Raw genomic sequence first — 11793 nt, 5'->3', positions numbered from 1 at the left:
CATAAAGCTTTCAATCACACTGATATCACTTACATACTTTATATAAGTTTATATATTTTATCAGAGCTAAAATTTATAAGATAAATAAAAATACAAGATTAATAACTTTAACTACAAAAAGCAAAAACACAGTATTTAATAACATATTATTTAAACAATAAAATAAATAGTAGTTTTTCATCTTTAAAAAGATATTAGCTTTAAGATATTTTTTTTAAAAATATTGTCTAAAAAAGACTTTTTGGCTTGATTGATTTTTACTAAGCTAAAAAAATAAAAAAATACATAAAATCAAAAAAACTTATTTTTTATACTAGCTAGTAAAAAGTTTATTTGTTAAAGTAAGCTTAGCTTTTACACTTAAATGCTTTTAAAATTTTATATTTTAACTAGCCTTTAGAAATAGTTTTTGTTATAACGATAAATGGTTTTTAAATAAAAGATTTGAGTTTTAAGTATTTTTTGTAAAAAATTAGCAAAAATAAACTTATAAAATTAAAAATCAGCTTTTTGCGTACAAACTATATAAACTTTTGTAAAATAATATTTAGATAACAATTAAAGACTTAGAAAAATCCTGCAAGAGCAGGATAAATCTTAATCTAAGCCCATTCTTTTGTAGGTTGGAGTTTCAAAATCAAAGCTATTAATATCAATAGTTTTTTTACTAATATCATAGCCATTACTTACTCTTTTGTTTGCATTAATAGCATTTAATTGCTCTAATTGAATTCTACTTTCTTCTTCTTTCTTTTTAAGCTCTTCTTGTCTTTGTGCTTCTTCTGCACGGCTTTCATCAAAACCTGTTGCAATTATAATCATCTCAACTTCATCAGGAGCTAAACTTTCATCGCAAGTTACACCAGGTATAAACATAACATCGCTTGAAGCTGAAGAAGATATTTCTTCTAAAGTTTCCATTGCTGCATGAAAGGCAATATCAACACCGTGTTTAACAAATACTATTAAACCTTTTGCACCAGAAAGGCTTGAATTTAACTCGCCTAAAAGTGGGGTTTCAATAGCATTTCTATAAGCATCACTTATACCATTTTCCCCGTTACCTTTACCATAACTCATTAAAGCAGTGCCTCTATATTCCATAACAGTTTTAACATCAGCAAAATCAACATTAATATCACTTTTTGTAAGTAAGATTGTAATAATACCACTAATAGCTCTAACTAAAATATTATCAACCATAGCCATAGCTTCGTGCATTTTAGCTGTTTTTGAAGTAATTTCTAATAATTTTTGATTGTGAATTTCAATGATAGCATCGCTTTCTTTTTTAAGTTCTTTTAAGCCTTCTTTTGCTAATGCAAGTTTTTTTCCACCTTCGTATTTAAAAGGCATAGTAACCACGGATACAACTAAAATTCCCATACTTTTTGCCAAATTAGCAATCACAGGTGCAGCACCAGTACCAGTACCACCGCCTAAACCAGAAACTAATAATAAAAGCTCAACCCCTTCTAGAGTTTGTCTTATTTGCTCTATTGATTCTTCAGCTGATTTTCTACCAACTTCAGGCTTAGCTCCAGCTCCACGACCATTTGTCTCTTTAATACCGAGTTGAATTTTATTTTGTGCTTTTGATTTATAAATATCTTGCGCATCTGTGTTTGCTGCAACAATATCAACCCTTTGAGATAGTTCGTATGTATTAATTAAATGGTTAATCATATTGCCACCGCAACCGCCTACGCCTATTACTTTTATCTTTGCTCCACAATCTAATGTATTTTCACTTACTTCAAAATTATAATTTTGCATATTCACTCCTAATCACCTTATAGTTAAAAAAATTTCTCAAGGAAACCTATAAATTTATTCCATGTAGTTTTAAAAAATCCGCCATCACTATGCTCTTTTTGCACTACTTCTAAACGCATCTCATTTATAAGTTCTTGTTTGTTAGTAGCTATATCGGCAGTGTTAGATTTTTTTTCAGTGTTTTCGCTAACATTTTTTTCAATATTGTTAGCAAAAGGTTTTATTGTATTATAATCCTTTGCTTTATGTTTTATTTTAATCTTATCGCCTAGTGCTAACTCGTAGTTAGTATGCAAACCATTTGCATACATAAGCAAACCTAAAATACAAGTAAATTCAGGGTTTGTAAAAATTTTGTTAGCGTCTTCATCGTTTGAATTTATATCTAAAAAAACCTTATTTTTTGCAATCTTTGTTCTAATTGGTTTATTACCAAAGATTGGATAAGCCATCTCGCTAATATCATAAATTTTAAAATAGCCGCCAGTAAATAATACACTTGAATAAGCACATATACTTTCTTCTTGCTTGTCTGTAAAAAGTTTATAAATTTGCTTTTGAACTGCGGCTGCAATTAAATCTAAGCTTTCTTTTATTCTCATATCAATACATTTTTTTACAACTTCTACTGAAGTTCTTTCTACTACACAAGTTGAATCAGGGGTGTATTCTAAAATAGCATCTTTATCATACTTTGTAATCTGTGTTTTTATTTTATCAGCCGAATCAAGATTTGAATTTAATAAACTAGCAACATCCTTTGAAACATGCATAGAGCCAATAGGAATAGCAGTGCTTAAAACTAAAGAATTTTTAGAATAAATTCCAATATCGCAAACTAAAGCACCACCATCAATAATTAAAACTCCATTTTCTAAATCATTTTTACCTAAACAATAAAGGCAATTTGCATAAATAGATGAAACTAGTTCATAATTACTAATTTGAGCTAGTTCTAAAATGCGTTTAATATTGTTTAAATCATCAATATTTATCGCTATAACATTTGCTTCAAGCTGAATTTTTGATGCACACATTCCAAGCGGGTCATCAACTGTATCGTTGTTATTTACCCTAAATTTATAAGGTAAAACATGAATAGCGGTATAATCTTTTGGAAGATTTGCTGTACTTTTTGCGTTTTCAAGTGCTCTTGTAATATCGTTAATGCTTATTTGCGCACCTTTTTCAAGCATTAATTCTGAATTTCCATAAAAAGATTCTGTGTATGCATTACTAACTGAAATTACAAATTTATCTATCTTAATGCTTAATTTTTCCTTCGCCTTTGCAATAGCCTGTTTAACAGCATCACTTGCATCTTCTATGCTAGTAATTTTGCCTGATTTAATGCCGCAAGATTTTACACTAGCAATTTTTATAATTTCAATATTAACACCATCAAAAGAACTGATTGCTACCTTAATTTCATTTGAACCTAAATCAACTGCTAAAATATTCATTAATCAACCTTTACATACTCAATGGTTTGATATTTTTTACTTAATTGCGATAATAATTCATTTATTAATGCACTAAATTCTTTTTTAAAAACTATATTTTCTAAGCTACTTTTACTTGCTTGTAACTTGCTTTCATCTAATAGTTTTTGAGAAACTATTTCATAAATAACTGCTTTATCTTCAAATACTATATAAGATTTTTTTACATCTTTTGAATAAATATCATTTACGATTGCTAAATATTCTGAATCGCTAAATTTTGTTTTATTATCGCTACCTAATGAAATTTCTCCAGAAAAATCAGGATTTTTAATATCGGAATTTAAAGCATTTTTTGCTAAATCTTCTAATTTTTGTTCTTTAATTTGGTTTAGTAAATCGCTTTGAACTTCGCTTTTTGCTTCATTAAAACTTAATTCTTTTGGCTCATTGATTGCGTCTAGTCTTAAAATATAGTATTTATTGTCTTTTAAAAATGGAAATACAATTTCATTAACTTTAAGCTGAGAAACATATTCTAAAAAGCCTTCACTATCATCATCTTCTTTTATATTGCTTTTATATTGAAAATCTTTTTTATTATTTTTTAAATCCACATATATTTTTTTCGCATCAAGTTCTAAATTTTTTAAAGCTAGGTCTGTATTTAGCTGTTCTTTAATATCTTTAAACTCTTTTAAACTACCGTCATCATTTGTATAATTTTGTTTATTTTCTTGCCAAAATTCTTTTAAGCTATCATCATCGTATTTCTTGCTTGCAGCTATGCTAAATATAGAAATATCATAACTTTTTTCACTTAAATAATCGTGTCTATGCTCTTGCCAATAATCTTGCATTTGCTGTTCTGTAATATTTATTTTTTCATTTAGTTTAATACTTTTTAACTTTACATTATCTACTATATATTCTGATGTAAATGGATTTATGTTATTTATTGTTTTATTTTGAATTGTAAAAAATAATTTTGAAAGTAAAATATCGTTTTTTACACTCTCTTCATAATCTTTTGGACTTAGACCAATTTGCTTTAACAATGAAACATATCTATTTTTATCAAATTTTCCATCAATATAAAATTCTTGAGTATTTGCAATCTTTGCTAAAACCTCTTCTTCGCTAACTCTAAAACCTAAATCTAAGGCATAATTTAATAGCAATTTACTTCTAATTAGCTCATACAAAGCTTGTTTATTTAAACCAAGATTAATTGCATCTTCATTAGTTAATGTTCCGTTGCTTAACTGATTGTGCAAGGCAAATATTTGCGCATATTGTGAATTAAATTCTTTATTTGAGATATATAAATTCCCTACTTTAGCAACATTATTACCCCTGTTGAAATTAAAATCAACACTACCCCAACCAGCAAAACCTGCACCAACAAAGCCAATTACACTAATCCAAATAGTAACAACTAAATATTTTTTATGACGCTGCATCCAAGTAATCATTTTTATCCTATTTTTAAGTATTTTAAGTATTTGAAAATACTAACTAACAAGCATTAATGAAAAATTATTTTTAGAATTATTTTTTACAATATAATAATATTTTAGTATGATAAGCATTATAAAAATAGCAATTTAAAGGATAAAAATGCATATACCTGTTTTAAAAAATGAAGTTTTAGAAATATTTAAAAATATAAATTCTGGAATTTTTATTGATGCTACTTTGGGTTATGCAGGGCATTCTAAAGCTATTTTAGAACAAAATAACGCTCTTAAATTAATAGCTTGCGACCAAGATGAATTTGCTATTTTAAATTCTAAAAAAAATTTGAGTGAATACGAAAATAGGTTTAAAATTTTTCATACAAATTATGAAAATATCATTAATTATTTAAGTGAAGATGAAGTAAAAAACACTCGTGCTATATTAGCAGATATTGGCGTTTCAAGTGTGCAACTTGATTATGATGAAAGGGGTTTTTCTTTTACTTCTTCAAAATTAGATATGAGAATGAATAAAAATCAAGAACTTGATGCTTTTTATGTTGTTAATAACTATTCTTTAAAAGAACTAACAAATATTTTAATAAACTATGCAGAATTTAACGAAAAGTTAGCAAGTGATATAGCAAAAAATATAATCACTAAAAGACCTATAAATTCAGCACTTGAGCTTAGTAACATAATAGGAGATGCTAAGTTAAATTCAAGAAGTGTTAGTTTAAAAACATTAGTTTTTCAAGCAATAAGAATTGAAGTTAATAAAGAATTAGATGTTTTAAAAAACTTTTTAAAATCTTTAGAAAAATTACAAAATTGCTATGTTTTAATAATAAGCTTTCATTCTTTAGAAGATAAAATTGTAAAAGAATATTTTAAAAAATGGAGCTTAAATTGCATTTGTCCTGAATATGCAATTAGGTGTGAATGCTCAAATAACAATGCTTTAGGCAAAATTATCACAAAAAAACCTATAATTCCTAGCAAGGAAGAAATAAAAAGCAATTCTCGCTCAAGTTGTGCAAAATTAAGGGTGTTTTATATAAAATGAATAATACTAGTTTAAATTCTAAAGAAAAAGAAGAATTATTTTTTCAAGATGAAGATTATGGACTTGATTTTAGCTTTGTGCTAAAATATTTTATCTTGTGTGTTTTTTTTGTGTTTTTGTTTGGTTCTTTTATTTTTGTTAGATATATGATTTATCAAGGTTCAAAAGAATATAGCGAGCTTGTTAGCAAAAAAAATATCTTAAATGAAGAAAACAAAGAATTAAAAAGAAAAATAGAAGCATTACAATTTAAAAATAAAATTACTAACTATTTTGAAGTGAATTATGATAAATAAAAATGATTTTAGACAATTAAAGAATAATCTACAGGCTTTTTTTCATATGTACGACCCTAGCAATTTTGCTTTGCTTTATTCAATTAAGGCTGCGATTGCTTTATTAATTTGTATGCTTAGTGCTTACTTAATGCTTGATTCTAAGGTGATAATTTTTAGTCTTTTTGCTTGTGTTTTTATTTTTTATATGAATACTTTTAATGCAAAAAATATGCAAAAAATAATAATTTTAAGTATTTTTGCAATTATTAGCGCTCTTTGTGCTTTATTGATACCATTTTTAATTGATATAAAATTATATGTTTTTATACCTTGTTTTATTTGGGTGTTTATTGTAAATTTTATTGCAGCTTTTAATTCTGATTTGCAAAAAATAGGAATTTATATAACTTTATTGGTAATGGCGATGATGATTAGTGCTAGTTTAAACACTTTTTATCCTACTCAAAGCGCTTTAGCTATTTTGCACGGCTCAGTAATTGCAATAGCATTTAGAACTTTTACTTTATACACTTATGGTTCTTATACTAGAAGAAGTTTTTTAATGCTTTTAAATAATCTTATTTATATGAGTGAAAATATCACAAACGATAATTACAATCACTGGCAAAGTATTTTTGTAAGCAGGGTTGATGAAATAAAAAAACTTTTTGCAAGTAAAAGTGCAAATATTAAAGATACAAGCTTAATTAAAAATCAAGAAATGGCTGTTTTTTACCTTTTAAAATGCGAAGAAATTGCTTTTACCCTGCTTTCTTTAAGACTTTATTTTAGAAAAAACCAACACAATAAATATATTTCAAACATTCAAGAAGAAATAATTTTTAATCTAAATGAATTAAAAAATATTTTTTTAGATAAAACTGTAAATCTAAAAACCATTAATTTTACAAGATTTAAAGATTTAAATACCTTTCCAATTTTATGCGAATGCTTAGATGTCTTGTATTATAAATTTAATATGTTTAAGCTTGGTGGTATGAAAAAACTTGAATTTAAAGAAAATTCAACTAAAATCAGTTTTAAAGCTTTAAAAGATAATTTTAATTTAAAAAATAAATATTTTCGCTTTTCATTTAAAGTTGCGTTGGCTACTTCTTTTTCAATGTTTTTAGCTATTTTTTTTAAAATTGACCATGGAATTTGGATTGCAATGGGGGTTTTTACTCTTTTTAAAGAAAGCATAAACTCAACTGCAATAATAAACAAAAGTACAATTTATGCTTCTATGCTTGGTTTTGCTTTAGGCTTTTTATTAATTTTTAATCTAACTGCGAATAAACATATTTTAGAATTTATTTTATTTATATCTTATTTTGCTTGTATTTATTTTAAGCACTTTCCTTATTTTTTATCTACAGTTTTAATTATGTTTAATTTAGTTATATTTTTTGCTTATTTAGGGCTTGATTTTGAAAGATTGATATTATTTAGATTAGCTGATTTTATTGCTGCCTTTGTGATTGTGTATGTTTTTTCTTATATTTGGCCTATTAAAAGTGAAAATGATATAAAACCAACAATACAAGAAACAACAAAAAATATACAAAATTTTTTAACCTCAATAATAAATAGGAGTAAATATTTTGAAGCTGAAAATTCAGTACTTTTAAGCATAAAAAAACTAAGAAATTTATTAGATGAAAGTAAAAATAAAAATTCTTTAATCTTTGAAGCTATTATAGAAATTAATAATTTATGTATTAACTTAAATGATTACATATATAATAAACATTCAAAAGTAGATTTAAAGCTTGATACTGATATAAAAATCTTAATTACTAGATTTGAAATGCTAAGAAAGGCTAGTGATGATTTGCCTTTTTACTTTTATGAAGATGTTAGTGATAAATTTTTATCCACTGATAGCAAAATTAAATATTTTTTAGAGCAAATTGGTAAAAGACAAGATACTTTATATAAATTTTTAATATCAAAAAATAATTAAGTATAATTTTAAGTCTAAAATTATTCTAAATAAGAAGTTTATTACTTTATATTTTACCTATAAAAATTTTAAATTAATTTAAAGTTTATTTTAAGCTTAACAATAAATAAATTAAAACTTAGCAGCTCTGTTTTAATAAATAACGCTAAACATAAAAAATAGGCTTTTTAAAAAGCCTATTAGATTATGATTTATTTTTTTCCATTCTTCTTCTTTGAGTTGGGTCAAGATATCTTTTGCGAATTCTAATTGTAAGTGGAGTAACTTCTACAAGCTCATCTTCTTCTATCCACTCCATTGCTCTTTCAAGATTTAATTTTCTTGGTGGTACTAATTTAATAGCATCATCGCTACCACTAGCACGAACATTGGTTAAATTCTTGCCTTTAATAGGATTTACATCTAAATCATTTGGGCGTGAATGCTCACCTATTATCATACCAATATAAGTTTTAGCTTGTGGTTCAATAAATAATACACCTCTATCTTGTAGATTCCATAAAGAATAAGCAAGTGCTACACCATTTTCCATACTAACTAAAGCACCATTTTGACGGCGTTCAACACTGCCTGAATATGGTCTAAATTCTAAAAAGCTATGGTTCATTACTCCTTCGCCCTTAGTATCAGTTAAAAATTGAGACCTAAAACCAATAAGCCCTCTAGCAGGGATTTCAAATTCTAATCTTGTTTGCCCATCTCCTGTTGGGGTCATTGAGGTCATTTCTGCTCTTCTTCTTCCTAGTTTTTCAATAACTGCACCACTAAATTCATCAGGCACATCAATTACTAAGCTTTCAAATGGTTCTGTTTTTACGCCATTTTCAACCCTAACAATAACTTCAGGTCTTCCAAGACAAAATTCAAAACCTTCTCTTCTCATATTTTCTGCTAAAATTGTAATTTGCAATTCGCCCCTACCGCTAACTTTAAATTTACCTTCGCCTATGTTTTCATAACGCATTGCAATATTTGTTTTCATCTCGCTTTCTAATCTTTCAGCGATTTTATTGCTAGTAACATGCTTACCTTCTGTTCCTGCTAGTGGTCCATCATTTACACTAAATACAACACTTAAAGTAGGTTCTTCAATAAATAAAGGGTCAAGCGGCATAGGATTTGATGGGTCAACAACACTGTCTCCAACATCTAAAGCATCAAAACCTGCAATAGCAACAATATCTCCAACACTAGCTTGTTCTATATCCATTTTTTCTAAACCTAAAAAGCCGATTAATTTACTAATTCTTCCATTAATCTTACTTCCATCAGCCTTTGCAAGCATTACATTTTGATTTTTCTTAATTTCACCATTAAAAATTCTAGCAATACCTATTTTACCAACAAAGTTATCATAACCAAGTGTAAATACTTGTAGTTGAAGTGGATTTTTAATATCTCCGCTTGGAGCTGGCACATGGCTTATGATTTTGTCAAACAATGGTTGCATATCTTTATTATCATCATCTATTTCATTTTTTGCAACACCTTCTTTACCTATTGCATAAATTATAGGAAAATCTAATTGTTTATCGTTTGCGCCTAAAGCAGCAAATAAATCAAATACCTCATCAACAACTCTATCAGGCTCTGCTGCTGGTTTATCAATTTTATTTACAACAACAATAGGACATAGCCCTAAAGCTAGTGCTTTTTTTACCACGAATTTTGTTTGCGGCATAACACCTTCTTGGGCATCAACAATAAGTAAAACCCCATCAATCATTTTTAAAACACGCTCTACTTCTCCACCAAAATCAGCGTGGCCTGGAGTGTCAATAATGTTAATTCTTGTGCCCTTGTAATTAATAGCTGTATTTTTTGAAAGAATTGTAATACCTCTTTCTTTTTCAATATCATTACTATCCATTACGCGTTCATCTATTTGGTCACGCTCATTAAATGTTCCTGATTGCCTTAAAAGCTGATCAACCATTGTAGTTTTACCGTGGTCAACGTGTGCAATAACTGCTATATTTCTAATTTCCAAACTATTTCTCCTTGATTTTATAGACGAAAAGTGTAATAAATTTTAGTTAATTACTTTTAACTAATTTTGGAATAAAAATTGCTATATATTTATATTAATATTTAATTTAAGGTGTATTTATGCAAGAAGTAATTTTAGATAAAAAAGCTGTTGTTCAAGCAAAAAATAAGATGAATTTTTTATTTAAACTAGGCAAGGATAGTTCTTTTAGCAAAGAATTAAGCTCAATTTTAGCAAATAGTAAAAATATAAAAACAAGCACTCCTTTAAGCTTAATTACAACAAATACTTTAAATAATACAAAAATAGCTAAAAATGAAAAAACTATAAACGATATAAAACTAAATACTCTAATTACCAATAGTAATTTAATTTTGAATTCTCAAAAAAAACAAGAAAACTCAAATATTCTTTCTCAATTATTATCAAATAAAGATGTAAAAGCAAATAAAATTCAAAAAATAGTAGATAACGCAAAAGAATTAAATGAAAAATTGCCAGATAGATTAAAAATAGGCAAAGAAGAATTACTTGAAGATATTAAAGAAGAATTGTTTAAAGAAAATACAAATACCTTATTATCTGATATTAGCTTTACTGAAACCTTGCAATTTATTAGCCTTTTAAAGCAAAATACAAAGGATGTATCTTTAACGGAATTTAGCTCTTTTAAAGATATAATAAAACAAAATAAAATAAGTGATTTTAAAGACTGCAAAAACCTAAATGAATTATATAATCTTGCAAAAGAAAATAAACTAAATATTAAAAATATAAGTTATGAAATAATAAAAAATCAAGAATATAATGAAAATATTTTAAATAATAAATTCCCTATCTTAGCCCAACAATCATTTTTTGCAAAAAATGTAAATAATATTAATGAGCAGGTTAAAAATATTATTCAAGAAAAAAGTAAAATTCCAAATGAAAAAACACAAGAAGAAAACATTATTGCAAATAAACAAAATACACAAAATTTAAAGCAAGGAAAATTATTTGAACTTATAAATGAAAATAAAAACATTAATAAAGAAGAAAATAAAGAAATAAAAGAAAATAAAGACATTAAAGATATTAAAGAAAATAAAGAAGTAAAAAATCAAACAGCAAACACACAAACTCATACACAAAATATTCAAAATCAAGTAAAACAAAATAATGAAAAAAATGAAATTAATATAAAAATGCAAAATATTACAAAAGAAAACGAAGAAAATTTAAACACTCAAGAAAACAAAAACACAACTTTTCTTTTAAATACTCAAGAAAGCAAAAGTGATGAAAGCACAGTAGAAAATATAGAGAGCAAAGCAAGTATTTTAAAAAATGATAATTTAATTATAAATAATATAAAATTAGATAAAGAGCAAATTAAAAGCACCATAAATACCTTTGCTCAAGATTTTAAAGATGAATTAGCTAAATTTAAAGCACCAATTCATAAAGTAGATATTAATCTTAACCCAAAAGAACTTGGAGAAATTAATGTAACTATGATTGCAAGGGGCAATAATTTACATATTAATTTAAATTCACAAAATCAAAATACTCTTAATTTATTCATTCAAAACCAGCAAGAATTTAAAAATAGTATGGTAAATATGGGTTTTACAGGAATTAATATGAATTTTGGCGATAAAAAAGAACAAGAACAACAACAAAGGCAACACAATCAAAATACTAAAAGAAATTCTTTTAACGACGAAGAAGAAAACAACGCACCAATAGAAATAGTATTAAATAGATATTTATAAAAATTCTTTATTAAGTAAAATAAGCTATTATAATAGATTACTTCTATAATCAAGGATT

Annotated in this window: 8 protein-coding genes; 4 read left to right on the top strand and 4 right to left on the bottom strand. The window is 26.1% G+C overall.

Annotated elements, in window-relative coordinates; translation table 11 throughout:
* Positions 1-597 precede the first annotated feature (597 nt).
* The 3 genes from ftsZ to CCANL266_RS03870 are packed head-to-tail and all read right to left on the bottom strand — an operon-like array spanning position 598 to position 4693.
* Positions 598-1776, bottom strand: coding sequence for a cell division protein FtsZ (gene ftsZ, locus CCANL266_RS03880; protein WP_172231631.1), 1179 nt, complete (start codon positions 1774-1776; stop codon positions 598-600).
* 23 nt (positions 1777-1799) lie between these two features.
* Positions 1800-3239 carry a cell division protein FtsA gene (gene ftsA, locus CCANL266_RS03875; RefSeq protein WP_172231628.1) on the bottom strand — a complete coding sequence of 480 codons (1440 nt, stop codon included), beginning with the start codon at positions 3237-3239 and terminating at the stop codon, positions 1800-1802.
* The gene (locus CCANL266_RS03870) at positions 3239-4693 is read right to left on the bottom strand and encodes a peptidylprolyl isomerase (protein ID WP_172231625.1); all 1455 of its coding nucleotides are present in this window, start codon (positions 4691-4693) and stop codon (positions 3239-3241) included. The genes ftsA and CCANL266_RS03870 overlap by 1 nt, the downstream gene beginning before the upstream one ends.
* Positions 4694-4838: 145 nt before the next feature.
* Between CCANL266_RS03870 and rsmH the strand changes: the two genes are divergently transcribed.
* From rsmH to CCANL266_RS03855, 3 genes are read left to right on the top strand one after another with little or no spacing between them, the layout of a single operon-like run.
* Positions 4839-5744 (top strand): 16S rRNA (cytosine(1402)-N(4))-methyltransferase RsmH, encoded by a 906-nt coding sequence (gene rsmH / locus CCANL266_RS03865; protein ID WP_172231622.1) that lies wholly within the window; start codon positions 4839-4841, stop codon positions 5742-5744.
* On the top strand, positions 5741-6040 hold the full coding sequence (locus CCANL266_RS03860) for a hypothetical protein (RefSeq protein ID WP_172231619.1): 300 nt from the start codon (positions 5741-5743) through the stop codon (positions 6038-6040). Before rsmH ends, CCANL266_RS03860 begins: the two co-directional genes overlap by 4 nt.
* On the top strand, positions 6030-7988 hold the full coding sequence (locus tag CCANL266_RS03855; protein WP_172231616.1) for an FUSC family protein: 1959 nt from the start codon (positions 6030-6032) through the stop codon (positions 7986-7988). Before CCANL266_RS03860 ends, CCANL266_RS03855 begins: the two co-directional genes overlap by 11 nt.
* A 184-nt stretch (positions 7989-8172) precedes the next feature.
* Here CCANL266_RS03855 and typA read toward each other — a convergent pair whose 3' ends face one another.
* Positions 8173-9978 carry a translational GTPase TypA gene (gene typA / locus CCANL266_RS03850; RefSeq protein WP_172231613.1) on the bottom strand — a complete coding sequence of 602 codons (1806 nt, stop codon included), beginning with the start codon at positions 9976-9978 and terminating at the stop codon, positions 8173-8175.
* Between the two features lie 119 nt (positions 9979-10097).
* On the opposite strand from typA, the gene fliK reads away from it, so the two are divergent.
* Positions 10098-11735: a flagellar hook-length control protein FliK gene (gene fliK, locus CCANL266_RS03845; RefSeq protein ID WP_172231610.1), complete on the top strand. Its 1638-nt coding sequence runs from the start codon at positions 10098-10100 to the stop codon at positions 11733-11735.
* The last annotated feature ends 58 nt before the right edge of the window (positions 11736-11793 follow it).

The organism is Campylobacter canadensis, assembly GCF_013177655.1.
In the GTDB taxonomy this organism is placed as follows: Bacteria; Campylobacterota; Campylobacteria; order Campylobacterales; family Campylobacteraceae; genus Campylobacter_E; species Campylobacter_E canadensis.
Note: the sequence above shows the minus strand (reverse complement) of the source record. Positions and strands in the feature narration are given on the sequence as shown.

Coding starts and splice junctions, on each gene's coding strand:
- ftsZ (WP_172231631.1), bottom strand. CDS start 1,776: ATGCAAAATTATAATTTTGAAGTAAGTGAAAATACATTAGATTGTGGA.
- ftsA (WP_172231628.1), bottom strand. CDS start 3,239: ATGAATATTTTAGCAGTTGATTTAGGTTCAAATGAAATTAAGGTAGCA.
- CCANL266_RS03870 (WP_172231625.1), bottom strand. CDS start 4,693: ATGATTACTTGGATGCAGCGTCATAAAAAATATTTAGTTGTTACTATT.
- rsmH (WP_172231622.1), top strand. CDS start 4,839: ATGCATATACCTGTTTTAAAAAATGAAGTTTTAGAAATATTTAAAAAT.
- CCANL266_RS03860 (WP_172231619.1), top strand. CDS start 5,741: ATGAATAATACTAGTTTAAATTCTAAAGAAAAAGAAGAATTATTTTTT.
- CCANL266_RS03855 (WP_172231616.1), top strand. CDS start 6,030: ATGATAAATAAAAATGATTTTAGACAATTAAAGAATAATCTACAGGCT.
- fliK (WP_172231610.1), top strand. CDS start 10,098: ATGCAAGAAGTAATTTTAGATAAAAAAGCTGTTGTTCAAGCAAAAAAT.